General features: G+C 50.9%; 13 protein-coding genes. All 13 read left to right on the forward strand.

Annotated features, from left to right (window positions below; all coding sequences use genetic code 11):
• Positions 1-44 precede the first annotated feature (44 nt).
• Positions 45-1,619, forward strand: a complete 1,575-nt coding sequence (locus tag SG35_RS13975) for an arsenate reductase/protein-tyrosine-phosphatase family protein (RefSeq protein WP_044832804.1) — start codon at positions 45-47, stop codon at positions 1,617-1,619.
• Positions 1,612-2,766: an LLM class flavin-dependent oxidoreductase gene (locus SG35_RS13980; RefSeq protein WP_053043026.1), complete on the forward strand. Its 1,155-nt coding sequence runs from the start codon at positions 1,612-1,614 to the stop codon at positions 2,764-2,766. Before SG35_RS13975 ends, SG35_RS13980 begins: the two co-directional genes overlap by 8 nt.
• A 124-nt stretch (positions 2,767-2,890) precedes the next feature.
• On the forward strand, positions 2,891-8,812 hold the full coding sequence (locus SG35_RS13985) for a hypothetical protein (protein WP_044832805.1): 5,922 nt from the start codon (positions 2,891-2,893) through the stop codon (positions 8,810-8,812).
• A 102-nt stretch (positions 8,813-8,914) separates the two neighbouring features.
• Positions 8,915-10,876, forward strand: coding sequence for a hypothetical protein (locus tag SG35_RS13990; RefSeq protein ID WP_044832806.1), 1,962 nt, complete (start codon positions 8,915-8,917; stop codon positions 10,874-10,876).
• A gap of 5 nt (positions 10,877-10,881) precedes the next feature.
• The gene (locus tag SG35_RS13995; protein WP_044832807.1) at positions 10,882-11,778 is read left to right on the forward strand and encodes a galactosyltransferase-related protein; all 897 of its coding nucleotides are present in this window, start codon (positions 10,882-10,884) and stop codon (positions 11,776-11,778) included.
• Positions 11,750-12,754 (forward strand): glycosyltransferase, encoded by a 1,005-nt coding sequence (locus SG35_RS14000; RefSeq protein ID WP_044832808.1) that lies wholly within the window; start codon positions 11,750-11,752, stop codon positions 12,752-12,754. Before SG35_RS13995 ends, SG35_RS14000 begins: the two co-directional genes overlap by 29 nt.
• 167 nt (positions 12,755-12,921) lie before the next feature.
• Entirely contained in the window at positions 12,922-13,887 is a 966-nt protein-coding gene (locus tag SG35_RS14005; RefSeq protein ID WP_044832809.1) for an ATP-grasp domain-containing protein, read from the forward strand.
• A complete protein-coding gene (locus SG35_RS14010) occupies positions 13,887-14,735 on the forward strand; it encodes a hypothetical protein (protein ID WP_044832810.1) in 849 nt (282 codons plus the stop codon). The genes SG35_RS14005 and SG35_RS14010 overlap by 1 nt, the downstream gene beginning before the upstream one ends.
• A complete protein-coding gene (locus SG35_RS14015; protein ID WP_044832811.1) occupies positions 14,716-15,612 on the forward strand; it encodes a hypothetical protein in 897 nt (298 codons plus the stop codon). The genes SG35_RS14010 and SG35_RS14015 overlap by 20 nt, the downstream gene beginning before the upstream one ends.
• A 17-nt stretch (positions 15,613-15,629) precedes the next feature.
• Positions 15,630-16,379, forward strand: coding sequence for a sulfotransferase family 2 domain-containing protein (locus SG35_RS14020; protein WP_044832812.1), 750 nt, complete (start codon positions 15,630-15,632; stop codon positions 16,377-16,379).
• Between the two features lie 91 nt (positions 16,380-16,470).
• Positions 16,471-16,962 (forward strand): gamma-glutamylcyclotransferase family protein, encoded by a 492-nt coding sequence (locus SG35_RS14025; protein ID WP_044832813.1) that lies wholly within the window; start codon positions 16,471-16,473, stop codon positions 16,960-16,962.
• Positions 16,963-17,079: 117 nt separating this feature from the next.
• Complete coding sequence (locus SG35_RS14030; RefSeq protein WP_152646617.1) at positions 17,080-17,334, forward strand: hypothetical protein; 255 nt, start codon at positions 17,080-17,082, stop codon at positions 17,332-17,334.
• A gap of 27 nt (positions 17,335-17,361) precedes the next feature.
• Positions 17,362-17,586 (forward strand): hypothetical protein, encoded by a 225-nt coding sequence (locus SG35_RS14035; protein WP_053043028.1) that lies wholly within the window; start codon positions 17,362-17,364, stop codon positions 17,584-17,586.
• Positions 17,587-17,588 lie beyond the last annotated feature (2 nt).

Consider the following 17,588-nt stretch of genomic DNA (forward strand, 5'->3'; position numbering starts at 1 on the left):
AGGGTGCAAGCAGGAAGAATAAAAGCAAATCAGGAGTGTTGCCAATGAAAAATCAAGCGCAGTATTATCCCGTTGCTGCCAGCATCTGGCTGCTGGCTTTGGGGTATTTTGCTTTTTATATTCCCTACAGTGCCTTGATTAAAGCCCTTTCTTCCGGCTTATTGGCAAACCTTGGGGTGAGCAGCCATGCTCTGGTCCTCAGTCCGTCGGCATTTTTACCCTGGGTGCTGCTTGGCACGGTATTGACTATGCCCTTGATCATTTATGTCTTGGGCTGGTATCGCTTTCTTAAAGGCGAAGATCGCAGTTTTAGCCAAAAGCTCTCAGGCATTAACCGCTGGGCCATTGGCTCCGGACTGGCCTTTTCGGTGATTATTGTCACCACTACACTGGCCTACAGCTTTGTCGGGGTCTCCATTGTCTTTGCCTTATTGCTGATGCGCGGCGGTGTCCTGGTGATGTCGCCGATAGTAGATCATTTTTCCGGGCGGCAAGTTCACTGGTATTCCTGGAGCGGACTTATGCTAAGTTTATTTGCCGTCGCCCTGGCCCTGGCACAGGCGGCAGAATATCAGCTGGCTCCGTTGGTGCTCCTTAACCTGGCGGCTTACCTGGGTGGTTATATATTCAGGCTCAGATTAATGTCCCATTATGCCAAAGATGCGCAGGAGTCGGTGAACCGGCAGTTTTTTGTCCAGGAAAATACTGTGGCGATGACGGCTTTGCTTGCCATTGCCGTGTTCACTGTGGTGTTCCACCTCAATCGCGGACAAATCTCCTTTGCCGATTATCTCTCGGTCATGGCCAGTTCCAAGGTGATTTACCCGGCCATGATGATCGGAGCTTTCTATGGCATTTTAGCCGTTTTTGGCAGTTTGATTTATCTGAACCGGCGGGAGAATACCTTTGCTATTCCGGTGAACCGCTGTGCCAGCTTATTATCCGGGGTGTGCGCCTCGTTCATTTTATACTTCTTCTTTGCCGGGCAGGAGCTCAGTATTGTTCAGCTCAGCAGTGCTTTTGCCATCTGCCTTGCTTTGACCTTAATGTCCTTTTTCGACAGCAAGCAGATCTCCGGACATCCCCATTCGCTGGAAAATCCGATGCAACGTATCTGGCTGTTTATTTGCGACGGTAACCGTATGCGTTCGCCCATGGCGGCGGCCATTTGCAATAAAGTGCTGGAGAAACATTTTCAACAGACAAGCCCGGAGGAAAATACCCGGGACATCTACGCCGAAAGCGCCGCCTTACAATTGGGGCAACAGCGAACAATGCCCGATGCAGCCAGAGCGGCTTTGACGGACTTTGATATTGAGCTGGATGAACACCGGGCACAACAGGTGACCGAGGAGCATATTCACCGGGCAGAGAAAATTTATTGCATGAATGAGAGCCAGTGCCGGGAACTTATTGCCCTTTATCCCTGGATAGCAGCGAAAGTGATCAACCTTGGCGGCGAAGCAGAGATAGCGAAGCCCGAAGGACTGCACAAGCAGCATTTTATTGCCCTGGGCAATATTCTCTATCAGCATATCCAGGGGCTGTTAACGTCTGTGGCCCTGGATGAGGAAGAGCAGCCGGTACTCGAAAGCGGACTGGAGCGTAAAAATGTCTGAACAAGTGACCAAAAGAGCCGGCAGGGCCCCGTTAAAAATCCACTGGCGTCTTTGCCAGGGAGGGGAACAACAGGGGCAGTCTTATAAAGCTTACGGTTGTGGCTTGCAGCGAACCCGGCACACTATGGGACAATCCCCCGAAAGCGGTCAGGTGGATTTAGCGCAGCAACTGGCTTTTACCCGGGAAGCCGAAGAGCTGGGATTTGATTCCCTGCTGGTTGACTTTAATTTACAAAAGCCCGATCCCATCCTGTTAGCCCTGGCACTGGGTCTGCAAACGCAAACGATAAAGTTTATTATCGCCTGCCGCTCCGGGTTGATGCCGCCAAGTTATTTTGTTCAAAAGCTTAATACCTTGTCCCAATTGATCCCCGGGCGTTTTTCCCTGAATGTGGTGGCGGGCCACTCCCCGAAAGAGCAACATGCCTACGGGGACTTTCTTGAGCATGACCAGCGCTTTAAGCGTACCGAAGAATTGCTGGCCATTTGTCGGCAACTGTGGGCCAACAGCGGGGAGGTTGATTTTTCCGGTGAACATTATCAGCTTTTTAATGCCAGGGTCGGCACGTCTTTTTTATCCCCCGGTTTGAATGCTCCCGAATGTTTTATCGCCGGCAGTTCGCCGCAGGCATTATCACTTGCCACCGGGCAGGGGAATACCTGGATCAGCCTGGCAAGACTGCCTGAGGATATGGCGCCATTAGCGGATCAAATGCTCAGTGCCGGCAAAGAGGTGGCAATCCGTTTGTCGGTGATCTGCAGGCCAACCCGGGCACAGGCCTGGGCTGCTGCCGAGCATTTAGTGGCCTCAGGCGAGGAAAGTGAAGCCGCTGTCGGGGCGGTCAAAGCGGCAGAGAAAAATTTTGTCCAGCAAAGCGACTCCTATGGCATCAAGCAATGCCATCAGGAAGCAAACTCAGACAGGTCTCCCTGGCTCAGTGAAATATTATGGAATGGTGCGGTCAAGACCCATGGTGCTACCGCCATTGCCCTGGTGGGCTCACCGCAAGAGATCGCACAGGCCATTAAAGCGTACCAGGCAATTGGGGTGAGCCAGTTTATTTTTTCAGGCTGGCCCCAGCTAGACGAAATGCGGATTTTTGCTCAGCGGGTATTACCTTTACTGATGTCGCAACACGCGGTGTGAATTAACGAAAAAAGCGATGCAGCCGGGGAGTTTAACCAGGCTGGCATTAAACGGCCTTAGCTGTCTCGGTCGGAAAACATCATGAATAAGATGATTTTTTGGTGTTATAACCAGGAGAAAGACAATGGGCAGTGGTGATGGTTTTTTTGGCTTGATAAAAGCCTTGCTAATGCGCCCCATGCGCGTGATAAAGCAGGCAGTAATGCTTGGCCTGTTATCTGTATTGGTGGGCAGTTGCGCCCAGGGCCCTTATTTACCACAGGCCACATATCCGTCGGCGGCAGATAACCGCTGTCAAATCGGCGGCAAGGTTGAGCGGATAGTCAAAGTCAATATGGTGGCGTTGAACCAGCCTTTTTGGTACAACCGCCTGGGTGCCTCGCAGCTTAACGGTATGATCTTTGCGCTTTCCTCCGATTTGATCTATACCGGCAGCGACCGCGATAAAGGCAATGCCTTATTGGCGGATTTGCAGGCCGGTAAGACCGGGAATTACTGGGATTTGATCGACAATGTCAGCCTGCGTCATGACAAAAGACCCAGACCCATAGTACTGCGTGCCAATGTCCATGATTGCCTGGACATACATTTTACCAATTTGCTGGCACCGGCGCCGCAAGAGCTCACCAGCTTTGCCGGTGTGCATATTGAGGGCACAGAGGTCTTTTCAACCAGGCTTAATAACCCGCAGGCGATCAAAAATGACGGCGCCTATATCGGGAAGAACGCCAATAACCTGGCTTCTCCGGGATTTAGCAAGGACTACTCATTGTTTATCCCCGCCGAAGGCACCTTTGTGCTCTACAGCGCCGGTGATAATTTCAGTAATTTTTTTCAGGGACAATTAACCTTTGGCTTGTTTGGCTCGTTAAATGTTCAGCCCAAGGGGGCCGAGTATTACCGCAGCCAGGTAAGCGAGCAGGCCATGCTCGCGGCAACGAAAAAAGACGCCGCAGGCAATCCCGTTAAAACCGGCAGCGGACAACCGCAAATCGACTACCAGGCGCGTTATGCTGGCAGTGATAAGCCGGTACTTAACATGTTAAGCCCATTTGATGGTCAGGTGAATACTTATGCGCTGGTTTATTCCGATCCCACCGCCATCATTACCGGGCCCGATGCCGGGCGTTTTCAACCGGGTACCCGGCCGTTTGGCGACGGTCCGCAATATCCTCAGCCGTTGGAGCCGTACCGGGAATTCAATATTATGTATCATGAGCCGGTCAGGGCAGAGCAGGCCTTTGCTGCGTTTGCCGGTGGCGCCTCCAATACCAACGGCAATACCTTTGCTGCCGGGGGGGACTTTTTTGCCATCAATTACGGCATGGCGGGCATAGGGCCGGAAATTTATTCCAACCGCATCAATGTCGGCCCCATGTACGACTGTGCCACCTGTGCCTATGAGGAATTCTTTTTAAGCTCCTGGACCGTGGGGGATCCTGCCATGGTGGTGGATATCCCCGCCAACTTCTGCTCGGAAAATCATCCCATCAGCCAGCCTACGGATGTGCGCGATCCCAATCCCCCCAATTGTCAGCCGAGGCTGGGGAAAAAAGCGACTAGGGCTTTTTATCCCGACGATCCTGCCAATGTCTATCACAGCTATATGAACGATCATGTGAAAATGCGTATTCACCACGGCGCCGGCACTTTACATCACCTGCACCACTTACATGCCCACCAGTGGCTGCATTCCCCCAATAGCGATAACAGCCATTATCTCGACAGCCAGCTGATAGGTCCCGGATCTTCTTTTACTTTGGATATGGTGTATAACAGCAGCGGCAACCGTAACCAGACGGTGGGGGACTCTATTTTCCATTGCCATTTCTATCCGCATTTTGCCGAAGGCATGTGGGGCTTGTGGCGGGTGCACGATGTCTTTGAGCAAGGCACTGTGCTGGGTAATAACGGCAGACCGGCAGCAGGCAGCCGCGCCTTACCCGACGGCGAGATTGCTGCCGGTACCCCGATCCCTGGCATAGTGCCTTTGCCTACCATCGCCATGGCGCCGGTGCCGGGCGAGGTGCATATTGAAAACGGCCAGATAGTATTGCCGCAGATCAGTGTTGCCACCAATAGCGACGGCCGCTATGTCGGTAAACTTCAAGACGGCACGGTTTATCAAAATCCCGGCTATCCGTTTTTTATTCCCGGTATTGCCGGGGAAAGGGCGCCGCACCCGCCGCTGGATTTTGCCCAAACAGCCAGCGACGGCGAGCTCAACGGCGGCTTGCCCCGCCATGTGGTTTATAAACCGGGCACCTTTTTCGCCGATCCCAAAGATCCCGGTACCATAGCCTTTGATAACTACGATCCTGAAATTATTGAATATCATAATAAATTTGATTTCAGTAAATTTACCCATGTCTTGCAGGGCACCAGGTTGCCGGAAGATGGCACCAACATAGAGAAAGTGGCTATGGGGGCGCATGCCACCCGCAGCCATCATTCCAGCACGCCGCAAGGTTTGGCGGATCAATTTGTCTTAAACGGCTTATTGCAGCAAAAAGGGGCGCCTTATGCCGATCCCTGTGCAACCAACTCCAGCAGTCAGTTTTTAGCGACACCGACACCGACGCCCCCGGATAAATTACGCCAGTATCGCGGCGTAGATATGCAAATGGATGTGGTGCTCAATAAAAAAGGCTGGCATTACTCCCAGCAGCGCTTTGGCGTGTTATGGCAGGATCTGCTGCCGACCCTGAACAAGCAAAGGCCGCCGGAGCCGTTGTTTTTCAGGGCCAATTCCGGGGATTGCGTCAACTACTGGTTTGCCAATGTCGTGCCGGAATATTACGAGCTGGATGATTTTCAGGTGCGTACCCCGACCGATATCCTCGGCCAGCACATTCACCTGGTGAAATTTGATGTCACCTCGTCCGACGGCGGTGCCAACGGCTGGAATTATGAAGACGGCACTTTCAGTCCGCAAACCGTGGTGGAGCGCATAGCAGCCTTTAATAAAGGCAAACTGGACAACCATAGCGGCACCCTGGCGGCAAAAGCGCCTACCTGGCTGTGTAATGAGCTGACCGGCAGCAATAAAAACGATTGTCTTGACCGGGCCGCCAATGAATGGCGCGGCGCGCAAACCACGGTGCAGCGCTGGTATGCGGATCCCCAGCTGAACGATTTGGGAGAAGACCGCACTATGCGTACCGTTTTTACCCATGATCACTTCAGTCCTTCCACCCACCAGCAGGCGGGTTTGTATATGGGGCTGTTGATTGAACCGGAAGGTTCTGTATGGAAACATTCGGAAACCGGCGTACCGCTTAATACCCGGCTGGACGGCGGTCCCACCAGCTGGCAGGCCATTATCGAAACCAAAGAGCCATCGGACAGTTACCGGGAATTTATGCTTGAGTTCCAGGACTTTCAGCTGGCGTATACCAAAGACGGCTTAAGGCCTGAACCTTGTATTACCGGGGAAGACGGCAGCTTGCCGGCAAGCTGTTATCCTAAAATCAACAGTACGCTTTCCTACGGCTCCAGCGACAGCTTTAACCAGGCGCTGGACAGCATCTGCCTGGTAACTACCACCAATACCTTGTGCCAAAACAAGGATGCCAGCGGCAATGATGCCGATTATGTTGCTGCGATCCAGAGCTTTACCCGCGGATATTCCGGCTACCTGGCGCCGGACTTTGCCATTAACCCGCCGCAAAAACAGGCGGGTGAAGTACAAACTCCGACCCTGATCAGCACCACGCCGCCTTTTGCCTTAGGCACTTATTCGGTGAATTACCGTAATGAACCTTTGCCGTTTAGAGTCTGGGATCCGACCCCGATAGACAGCAACGGCAAACAGGCACAAACTTCGGGACCTAAAGGGAATCTGGCTTATGTCTATAACTCCATTCAACGTGCCGATCCCGAGCTCAGCGGCCAGACACCGCTTGGAGCAAGCACCACAGCGCTCAGCGCCGGGGTGTATCCGGACGATCCCTATACGCCGCTGATGAGAATGTACCAGGGGGATAAGGTACAAGTACGCACCCTGGTGGGGGCACATATCAATATGCATAATTTCAGTATGCAGGGCTTTCGCTGGCTGTTTGAACCTGCCAATAAAAACTCCGGCTACCGCAGTAACCAGCCCATGGGCATATCCGAGCATTTTGAAATGATCTTTGATGTACCCGTCTCCAGCGTGAATTCAGGGCAAAGCCTGGCAGATGCCGGGGATCCCACCCAGATAGCCGGATGTAATTACCGGGCAAGGGAGCGGGTGCAGTTTGCCGATTACCTTTATAATCCGAGCTCGGAAGAAAATGGCCTGCTTAACGGCAATTGGGGGCTGATGCGCGCCTACCAGCAAGGGCGGCAGGATCTCTGCCTTGAGCCTTTGCCGGGTAAGCAGGTGAAAACCGTGAACAGACAAACACCACCGGCTTGTCCTGTTGATGTCAACAAACGTACTTATAATGTGGTGACAGTAACCGCAGCCCAGCTCCCCGACGGCAAACTGATTTACAGCGACAGGGAGCGGTTGAGCGATCCCAATGCTTTGCTGTACTTTGGCTGCGATGTCAGCGTCGAAGGCAGCGAATGCACCCATGATAAACTGCTGGCAAACCTGCCAAGCCAGAGCGCCGCCCGGCATATTGAACCCTTTGTGCTCAGGGCCGCCGCCGGGGAATGTATCACGGTTAACCTGGCCAATAAATTTAAAACTTCAGGGGATGCTTTTCCCGTTGCCGAAACCATTAATGCCCCCAACGGGCAAAATGCCTTGTTACAGTTCCGTTATACCTCAGATCAGGCGACCGGGGATAATTGCAAAAAGCTTTATTATGATAAATGGCAATGTGATATGAAGTTGCAGGCATCGAAACAGGTGGCTTTAGCGCCGCAATTGGTTTCCTATGATATCAACAAGGATAACGGCGTTAACCTGGGCTTTAACGAGAACCAGAGTGTACCTTTAGGCGATATGCGCACTTATACCTGGTATGCGGGGATAACCAGGGATAACAGTGACGGCAGCCGCAGCTTTATCCCGGCGGAATTTGGCAGCGCCAACCTGCTCACCGCTGATCCCATCAAGCAGACACGCTACGGCATGCTCGCGGGTATGGTGATAGAGCCTGCCGGTTCCTGCTGGAGCTCGCAAGATGGTAGTAAAACCACTTGTCCACCCTCTATGGGGTTGGGGGTCGCTCAGGTTGCATCCGCCAGTGATTCTTTAACCGGTATTAATGCTACCGTGCATTTGCCGCCGGGCAGTGAGCAGGGCGGGAAAAACTTCTTTAGGGAATATGTGATCATGCTGCAGGAGCAGCTGGCGTTTTCCAGGTTCACCAATACCATCAACTACGGTGTTGAGCGCATGGCCGGTAAAGATTCGGGTCAAAATGCCGGGGAAACCGTGATTGACGGCGTGGTGCAGGGACGGGGCCGCTACCGGGATACCGTGGCCAGCGGCACTAATGTCGGTCAGGTAGATAAATACCAGCTGGATATGGCCTGTGCCTTTGCCAATGATCTTGGTAAGCCTTACCCCAATGATCCCGACGGCACCCCTTTAGGTGAGCCGGAAACTTCGATATTCCATGCTAATCCCGGGGATCCGGTGCGTTTTCGGGTGATGGAGCCCCACGGCGCCGATCAGCATGTTTTCGAATTGTTTGGCCATGTCTGGCAGGAAGAACCTTACGGCATGGACTCAACCGTGATCACCAATAATCCGGACTCGCAGTGGCAGGGCTCCCGCATGGGGGTCAGCGCCGCCGATCGCTTTGATATCGTGCTGCCAAGTGCCGGCGGTACTTTTGCCAGCCCGGGAGACTATTTGTATCGCTCATACCCGGGAGGAGATCAAAATTATGGCATGTGGGGTATCTTCAGGGTCGGTGAACCGGGCAAGGATTATATGGCCGCTAACATCCGGCCGTTAGTGTGCATACCGCAAAGAAATGCCAATGATCCTGATGATCTTCAATATATCTATGCGGACAAACTGTTTGATAACTACCGGTTACCCAGTGGCTGCACCTTAGTTACCCCGGCGACTGTGCCGCAAACCGTGACTTGTAGCTAGCGTAAGTGAGCCTGGTTATTTTTGAGAAACTGTCCGGGCTTTTAGCCGGTATTAGTGCCGGAAAAAGAGTGGTTAACGGCAAAAAGTGGAGAGAAAAGACCTATGGATAAGCTGTTAATGCTGAGTTTAGTTAAGCCCTTAAATAAACTGCTGAAAAAAGCGCTGGTGACTATGTTTGCCATGTTTTTTGCCCTGGTGCTGGCGGATGTTGCTAATGCTTCAGCGATTGTCCAAAACGGTATCAAGGTGGATTTTAGCTTATCTGCGCTGCAACAACAGACGAGTCAGGGCAAAGAAAAAATACCCGAAGTGGTCTTTGCCGACACCGATGCCGTGTTCAATTTCACCATTACAGACGGCAGCGGCGCGCCGGTTTCCGGTGTCTATCCGGCGGGCTGGATGCAGCGCCGCGCCGAAAGCATTCCCAACACGCCCGCCAGCTGTAAAAATATGGTGAAAAGCTTTATCGGCGGTTCTCTTCTGGCCCAGCCCACGGTAAACCTCAATACTTATTATGTGCTGGTACTGAACCAGGATGCCAGCATCTCGGTGGTCGATCCCCTGTTTCATTTTGGCGGCAGCAACCTGCTGACTATGGTGGCGTTATCCAGCCCGGGGTTTGACTGGCAGCTGGCCGGGTTGCGGCAAAGGTTATTTGTTTCACTACCGAAAAGCCGGCGTCTGGCGGTGATCGACAGCCAAAGCTTTCAGGTCACAACCGAAATGAAAATACCGGGTATACCCAAAGCAATGGCCTTGCAGCAGGATCAGCACTATCTTTGGCTTGCTTATGAGGGCAGGCAGGAAATGCAAGCCGGGCAAGCGACGGGTCAGGGAGTGCTGGTGATCGATACCCGCACCCTGGAGCTGGTCGCCGATTTTCCCCTGGGAGTTGGTCCGCACCATTTTGCCTTTTCCGGTGATGATCAATATGCCTTTATTGCCGCAGAGGGGGCAGATCAGCTCACGGTCATTGATGTTGGCGGCCTGAGGCTGGTGAAAACCTTGCCTAGTGGTGATAATCCGGTCAGTCTGGCGTATTCCCGGGCAGCAGATGCCGTTTATATCAGTCATCGCGGTGATGGCACGGTGATCAGTGTTAATGCCAGCAGTTTGGCGGTAAATCAAGTGATCTCCCTGGAGCCGGGTATTAGCGATCTTGCTTTTGCGCCGAATGGCCGTCATGGTGTTGTTGTGAACCCGGTCAATGATCATGTTTATATCCTGGACAGTTTAAACGACAAAATCACCAAACAAGGTAAGGTAGAGCAGGGGCCGGATCAGGTCAACTTCAGCGATACCCTGGCCTATATTCGCCACCGCGGCAGCGAAACGGTCCTAATGATACCTATGGATGCCATTGTGGATGAAGAGGTTTCCCTGCAGGTGGTAGACTTTCCCGGCGGAGAGCAAGGTTTCGGTCTGGCTACCACACCTGCACCGGGTATTATCCAGGCGCCGGGGGAAAACGCTGTGCTTATTGCCCATCCCAGAGATAAACAGATTTATTATTACAAGGAAGGTATGGCGGCCCCTATGGGCAGTTTTAAAAATTTCAGCCGCAGTGCCCGTGCCGTGATTGCCGTTGACCGCAGTTTGCAGGAAATTAGCGCCGGCGAGTATCAGACGGTCGGCCGTCTGGCCGAAGCCGGCACCTATGATGTTGCCTTTTTCCTGGAATCCCCCCGCGTGGTGCATTGTTTTGAAGTCAGGGTGAAACCTGAAGCCGAACAGGAAGAAAACCGTTTGCTGCAGGTGGCGGCAAGCTTAGTGCAAAAGCAGCAGGCCCAGCCATTAAAGGCGCAGCAAAGCACGGCACTGACCTTTAAACTGGTGGATGCAAGCAGCAAAGCGCCGATTGAAGGTTTGAAAGAGCTGAGCAGTTTAACTGTCCTGGTGCCCGGGGTATGGAAAAGCCGCAGTAAGGTCACCGAGCTGGGGCAAGGTTTGTACCGCATAAACTGGCAGGCGCCGCAAAGCGGTGCTTATTATATTCAGCTGCTTGCCGACTGGCAGGCGATGAAAATGCAGGCACCCAGGCAAATGATGCTTGAGGTGATGTGAGTGTTATGAAGGACAACTGTATTTGCAAGGCGGAGCACATTGATTACATCATCAGTTACCGGGAGTCATCTGCCGACAGGAGAAAGGCGTTATTTTATGTGGTCTCCCGTCTTCATCAAACCTTCGACAGGCTCAATATCATTATTGTCGAGCAAGACAGCTCGCCTAAGTTAACAGCTGATGACCTGCCTTATTGCCAGCTGATTTTTGTCTTTAATGCCGGTTTGTTTAACCGCGGCTGGTCAAACAATATTGGCGTCAATGCCAGCATGCGGCCTTTTCTTGCTTTTGCCGACTGCGATATTTTTTTGACAAAGCAAAGTTATCACAGCTGTTTTGAGGCGCTGCAGGTATTTGATGCCGTGGATCCGAAGAAGTCTTATATCACCAACGTCGATTTAGCTACGTCCGCTACCGAACAGGTAAAGGGTAAAAAAAGCGCTCAAGGGGACATGAGTCAGCTTTCGACAACTTACACCATTAAAAACAGGCGTTATGGCAATACTTTTGCCGGAGGCATTTTCTTTATCCGCAGGCAAAGCTTGCTGGCATTGGGTTTTTGGGATGAAAACTTTGAAGGCTGGGGCGGTGAAGACAATGCCATGGAGCATGTTATTCGTTTGTTTTTACGCCAATGCCGGCTGCAGCTGGAAGTCTTTCATATCGACCACAGCCGTACCCGGTTTGATACCCGCGCGCAACCGGGCTATCAAAGTAACAGCCAAAGGTGCCGCGCCATCTGCGCTATTCATGGTCAGGCATTGCTGGAATATCTTAAGGAGAAAAAACAGTGTATTCCCGGGGCGATAGATAAATATCAGGCAAACAAGCTTGAGCAAAATGTTCAGGCCAAAAGTAAGCATAGAGAAGAAGATGCGTATATTTGTTCAAGCCAGGCATAAGTATCCGGCAGCCGTTGGCGGACCCGGGGGAGGCAGGGTTTTTGACGCTTTGGTAAAAGGTCTGGCACAGCTTGGCCACCAGGTGGTTTATTATCTAGAAAATAGTCCGCAAGAAAACCTGGAACAGGAAAAAGCGTGGCAACAAGCAACCCCGCCAGCCAATCAATTACCTGCTAATGTCACTTTCGTGGACGAACCTGTTTTTGACGCCGATATTTATCATATCAGAAGTGATTCCGGCTTAGGAGCAGAGCTTGAACGCCGGGGATTACCCTGGGTGGCCACCTGTCATACCGATTTGGCTGTGCATGGATTAGCGCGAAGCCGCTGTCGGGAAAACTGGATTTATGTCTCTCCTTCGCTGGCACGTACCTATGGCAGCAAACGTTTTATTTATAACGGCATAGATCCCAGTGAATTTATTTTTCGTGAACAAAAAAGTGATTATCTGCTGTTTGTCTCTGCCTTGCCGCTGGCGCGTCGCAAAGGGCTGGATATCGCCATCGATTGTGCCCGTGAAGCGAGGGTAAAACTTGTGGTGGCGGGTTCCAGCAGCGATAAAAACCTGATCCGGGAAATAACCAGGATCTGTCATGTGCCGGGGGTTGAATATGTCGGTGAAATCTTTGGCGAACATAAAGCCGAGTTATTTGCCGGTGCCAGGGCGTTATTGTTTCCCACGCAAATTAATGAGGCCTTTGGCCTGGTACTGGCAGAAGCCATGATCTCCGGCACCCCGGTGATCACCAGTGACAAGGGGGCCTGCATGGATATTGTTAACAGCAAAGTCGGCTTTGTCTGTCATCATTTCAGCCAATACCTGGAGGCTGTCAAAGCCGTCGATAGCCTGTCGGCGCACACTTGCCGGCAATATGCCCTGGATTTGTATCATTATCGGCATATGGCCCGGGCATATGTGCAGCAATACCGGTTGGAAATCAACAAGAGTCGTTCAGTGCAGATGTGTTTTAGCTAACTTGCTTTAGGTCTAAAATAAAACTGAAGCGTAAAAACGAATAAGGAGTTGAATAACAAAAATAAAAAACGGTAAAAGCTGTGGTTATAACTAAAGTTAAAGACGTAATTAACCTTGTAGTGATGATGTAAGGGGATTGGAGCAGAAAAAAATAAGAGGCGTATATAATGGAAACGATAAATTTTATTGATCGCTCAAGTGAAGCTAGTGTCCAGCAAGGGTTAACCTTTTTATGTGAGCAACTTGAAACCCTGGGTATCCGGGCCAGGTGGTATCCAAGAGTAGAAGAGGCGGATGCCGGGGCAATATTATTGCTGCATGACCCGGTAGATGAAGACAAAATTCCCCCCGGCTGTCAGGTGCTGGGGCAACGTTGCCTTAACCGGCGACAGCGTCTGGTACTGGCTGAGCGCTGCGGCTTACCTGTGGTCAGCTGGACTTCGGTGGCCGATATCAATGACATCCCCAAGCTGTTTGACCGTTGGGGGACGGATGCTTTTCTATTCAAAGCCGATTGGTCCTATTCCCGGGGCGGCATAAAGTGCCTGACCCGACGAGATTGGCAGCCTTTTAATCCCCGGCGTTTTAATCCGGATGCCGATGTTTTTATGCGCATCCTCAACGGCAGTCCGGATACCCACAAGGTGGATCTTTTTTATGATCAGGCTTTTGCCTGCCGCCATATGCATACCCGCTCTGTTTTTGACCGCAAATTCTACAAGGGCTTTTATCAAAGAAGCGAGCTGGGTTTTATTCCTCCCCTTGAACCTGCCCTGGCAAAATTAGGTAAGGCCCTGACCCAATATGGCCAGGGATTTAGCGGCGTTGACTTTATGTATGATGCCCAGGGGCAGCCCTGGGTGATTGAGCTCAATACTTCTTCCCTTGGCCGTGAAGGCACCTGGAGCCGCTGGGGAGATGTCTATTTAAAAGGTTACCTGGCAGGGCTGACAAGCTGGATTAAAGCCGGCTGCCCGGCGAAATTTTGTCATGGCATCCCGGAAGATGCAGCGCAATTAAGCGAAACGAGCGGCGGTATTTTCCCGCTGTCGCAGCCAGACGGTGCCATGACTGCCGATCTGGGGACAACCCGGGTGACTAAAACCGAAAAATTACTCGACGGGATCCGCTGATGACAGGGGAAGGCGGTCACAAGCTAAACAGTGATGGTATTAGTGCCCTTGTGGCCCTGACCACCTGTGCCCGTCCCGCCCTGGTTGCGAAAAACTTACCCGGTCTGCAGACTTTGTTGCAGGGCTTACCCGGGTTTGACCTGGTGCTGGTGATTGACGGTTTATCGCTTGTGCCTAACAGGGAAACTTTGGCGCTGGCACAGCAGATAGGAGTTAATTGCATTATCGCCGATTTTCCGGAAGGGGTTGGCGTGGCGAAAAACCGGGTGATGAGCTTATTCGGGCATTATGATTTTTATTTTTTCATTGAAGATGATGTTGAAGTGCTTAAGCCTGAGCTCTTTACCGCGCATCTTAACGCCTATGAAAAAACCGGCATCCATCACTTTTCCCTGCATGAGCCATCCAGGCTGCTCGAAGAAGGGCAACCAAGCTTCTTGCCCCGGGACAAAGCGGCAGATGGCGCACAAAAAATCCGCCATGCCCGTTTCGGCAGCGCCCAGGTGAATTTTTTTACTCAGCAGGCACTCGCTACGGTAGGCGGCTGGCACCGCCAGTTTGCTCTGCTTAGAAGGGGCGGGCATACCGAGCACAGTTACCGCATTTTTAATGCCGGACTGACCCCGGCGCCTTTTAATTATATCGATGAGCTGAGCAGCAGCTGTTGCTGGCATAACCCGCCTTCGATAGTCTCGTGCGCGGGTCATGCGGTGGCCGCCAACCGCTTATTTGATATTGAGAATAACCTCATCCGTCAGCAACTGGGGCCCCAAGCCTGGTATGCCAAATATCCAGGACGTTTATGCCTGTTTGGGCAAGGAGAGCAAGATGCATATCGTTATTTATAAATGGCGTACCCGGGAAGATTTCTTGTTACCCCGGTTATTTCCTGAGGCTGAGATCATCGAGGCAGAGCCCAGGGTGGATGATTGTCGGATCATCGCCAAAGCCAGGGAGATAGCCAGCGCTCATCCGCAGCAAAACCTGTATTGGTTTTTTCAGATCAATTTATCCTACTGGCGGCTGTGGCTAACTCACCACAAAGAAACCGTTGAGAGCTTAACCGAGCTGGGGTTTACGGTGATCAACAGTGAAGTCACCGATATCCGCAAACGCACCATCCAGAGCCTGAACCGGCAATTAGGCCTGGTGGATGTTGAAATTGATCATCTTGAGCCGGATCAGGGCAAGATGCCGGTGATGGTGAAGAGCAATTATAATTATGGCGGTGAATTTGAGGCGAGCCTGCCTTCTGATCTTATGGTGGCATTGGGGGTTGAAGACATCAATGACTGTCAGATAAAGGGATTCGACAGCTATTTTAAAACCCGTTTGGCAGACGTGGAACAAGCCCTGTGGCAGGATGAAGGGGTGATGATAGAAAGGTATATTGAAAATAAGGAGCGCAAGTTTTTCCGCTTTTACCGCTGCGGCAACCACAGTGTATTATCCATGATCATCAACGGCAACCTCATCAAGAAGATGCTGCCGGGTTTGCCGCGCAAAAACTGGTTCTTAAAATTTCAGCACAGTAAAAACCACGCCTATCAAAACCTGATCGATAACGCCAGCCTAATGCTGGAAGCCATGGGTATGGGTTTTGGCGCCGTTGATATGGTGATGGATAATGATCACAAGGCGTATATTATCGATGTCAATCCCACCCCGGGCTGGGGGGCAGAAAAGCAGGATGAGGTGATTGCTTTTTTACGTCAGGGCCTTTAATTAAGCCGGGATAGGGGATGCCTCATTTTTATCATGCCAAGCAAAATCTGCTGATCTCCACCAGTTATAAGGTTATGTATAGCCGTTTGGTTGCTGAGAAATCCTTAGACCTGGTCACGGCTTCATTTTTGCCTTTGGCCCTGGATAATGGCGCAGACTATTATGTCATCGTTCGCAGCCCCTGTAGCCGTCTGCTCTCTTTCTTTAACGATAAATTTCGCCGTAATATCCGCAATAAACAGCCGGGAAAACGTTGTTGGCAGGACTGCCAGCGGTTATTTTTTCAGGTACTGGCGCTCGATTTGGAAACGAATGATCACAGCAAGCGGCAGAGATTTTTGCAAACATCTTACCGGGAGTTTATTGACTTTTTGCCCGAGGTTTATCAGCGTGATGTTCATTTACAGCCCCAGTGTTATTTGCTTGATGAAATAGCTTCAGCATTGAAATCACAGAGCATAACTGCAAAGCTTTTAAATCCCGGCGAACAGGTACAATCAACCAGGTTGAGTTTGTCCGAAGTTATGCCTTATCAGCTGGTGCACCTTGAATCGGGAAGTGAAACAGCAGTATTTGCAAGGCGCAGCGGTATCAATCTTGACCGTAAGGTTAATGCCACACAAACCTTGCCTTTAGATGAAGCAGATATCAACAAATCTGTTGACAGCGGTTTATGGCAAAAGATTTATCAGCTCTACCGTACAGATTTTAACCTGCTGGGTTATGCACAGTCCTTAGGCAAGGGGGATATCGGCTGTTCTCGATAATCCCCGGGATGAATGCGGGGAGCAATCGGTATATCGGCTATTTTATCCCGGGTTATACTTATTTTAGCTTTGCTTTTAACCGGGAGCTTTAATGAAATATTTTGCCTATGGCTCAAACATGTCTTTACGGCGTTTGCAGCAAAGAACCCCCAGTGCTGTCCCGATAGGGCTTTTTGTCTTAGCCGGTCATGATTTAAGGTTTCATAAAACCGGGCAAGACGGCTCGGCCAAATGTGATGCCTTTTATACCGGTTCGGTTAGTGATCGTGTTTACGGGGTATTATTCGAGATAGCTGAGCAGGAAAAGTACATTTTGGATCACGCAGAGGGCTTGGGCGCAGGCTATGAAGAAAAGCTGGTGAGTGTCGCTAATGACGCCGACTTTGCCGTAAATGCAGCAATTTATTACGCCACCGATATAGATACCCGGCTAAAGCCTTTTTCCTGGTATAAAAATCATGTGCTTATCGGGGCCCGGGAATGCAAACTTGCCCCCGACTATATTCAAAAGATCATCCGGACAGCGAGTATAGAGGATCCGGACAGATATCGCAGTGCTCAGCAAAGGGCGATATATAAGTAATCGTCTATCGTCAAAGCAATTGTTAAAGTCAAAAATCCGATCCTGTCTGTGGTTTTGTTGCCTTCGCCTATCTGTTACTATGCTGGCATAGCCCAGTCATCGGAATTTCTGTTTTTTATGGCTTTGTTTTCAAAACTTTGCTTTGCTGTTTTCTCTGTTTTTTTACTTGGTGGCTGTGCCGGCAGATCACATCCGACAGTCGCCGATATTGCTAAAGATTATTTTCATGTCTATGCACAGCGCAGTGACTTTGATGTTTTTATGTCTTTTTACGGTGAAAATGCCCAGTTTAATGACATTATTTATGGTCACCACGCAAAAAATAAAACGGAAATAGCGAATTTTATGAACTGGGATAATGGCGAGTTCTAATTAAACCGGGGCAATAAAATCCTGACGGTGACCGAGCAAATAACCGAAAAGAATACCGTGTTCACCCGGGGCTATTTTCATCCGTTTAACTATAACGGCAAAGCCATGGGGCCCTGGCTCTTTGTGATTGTTTTACAGTTTGACGGCGATAATAAAATCATCAGACAGAGCGATTGGATCAACTATACCCCCAGAAAAGATTTTTTGGGCGGGCCGAATATGAATCAGCAGTTGTTAGAACAAGGGCAATAATT

This window comes from Thalassomonas actiniarum (assembly GCF_000948975.2).
GTDB lineage: Bacteria > Pseudomonadota > Gammaproteobacteria > Enterobacterales > Alteromonadaceae > Thalassomonas > Thalassomonas actiniarum.